Source organism: Bacillus sp. JJ1127 (assembly GCF_036965845.1).
GTDB lineage: Bacteria > Bacillota > Bacilli > Bacillales > Bacillaceae_G > Bacillus_A.
This window is the reverse complement of sequence record NZ_JBALQK010000249.1, coordinates 1-1,090: the sequence shown is the minus strand read 5'-3', so window position 1 is coordinate 1,090 and position 1,090 is coordinate 1. Positions and strand designations below refer to the sequence as shown.

The 1,090-nt window shown below is 38.4% G+C and carries 1 protein-coding gene; it reads right to left on the bottom strand.

The window, feature by feature from the left end:
- Positions 1 to 30: 30 nt before the first annotated feature.
- Positions 31 to 924, bottom strand: coding sequence for a DnaD domain-containing protein (locus V7183_RS21285; protein WP_097899756.1), 894 nt, complete (start codon positions 922 to 924; stop codon positions 31 to 33).
- Between the last annotated feature and the right edge of the window lie 166 nt (positions 925 to 1,090).

Sequence of the window (1,090 nt, the reverse complement as noted above, 5' to 3'; positions counted from 1 at the left end):
CCGTTTGTTCAGCCTCGACATGTTAAATACTCATGGCCTCCACCCTTGTTCCTGCAAGAATTTCTGTAATTCTTCCTCAGACGGTACATTCTTCTTCCACTCTTCACACTCCTCCAGAAACTTCTCCGTCTCATACATAGCAGACGGCTCCTTCTTCCGAAACTTCACTGCCGCTTTCTCTATTTCACTGAGACTCGTATATCCCTTTCCATGCCAATCTCGTAAAATCCCTTTCACATAAGCAAGCGTCCGCTTATTATTTTCATACGCAATTTGAAGTGCCTTCAATACGAGCTCCTCTGACAATTCTGCCATCCATTCACTTAATTCTGCCACTGCATAAGACGACAAACTACCGAAGTTTTGTTCATAAAACGTGAATACACTGCTACCTGGATTCACTTCTTCTACTTCTTCTACTTCTTCCTCTACTACTTCTTGTACTTCCTCATTCGTTTCATAACCTTGAACAACTTCTTTCGGAATCATATCAGATGCTTCAATCGGCATTCCGAAATGCTCTAGCAATAAAGGAATGTTCAATTCTTCCTCGAGGCATCTTTGAAGAAACATATGTACAAACTCTTTATTTTTCACAGTCTTTAACTCACGTAACACACACTTCTCTATGTTTGTATTCGTAACAGGGTTATAACGTAACCAATTTAGAACATATAACTCCTTCGTTTCCGCATCATATAATATCTTTCCATACGCAACAAACCGCTGCAACAACTTCTCAACAGTCTCACGATTATACCCCGTTTCCATCTCTACCAAGCGTAACGGAAGTGGATAAATCCCGCATTGTCTCGTTTTCGAACATGTCAGCAAATAAATATAAAAATATCGCTCCTCTGGCGTTAAATCCAATACAAATTCATCTTGCCAAAAATTCACCTGTACACTCCGGTATACTCCCATGTTTCTTCCCCCTGCCCTTTTAGTGGTAAATATAGAATTGGTAATCCCTTAATATATATAGGATTACAGGCAGGAATTTGGCGGATTTATTTAATAATTTTTTACTAGTACTAGAATGTTACTTTTTTATTTTTTTGTAGTAGTTCTTGTAGTTGTTTTTTCTTTT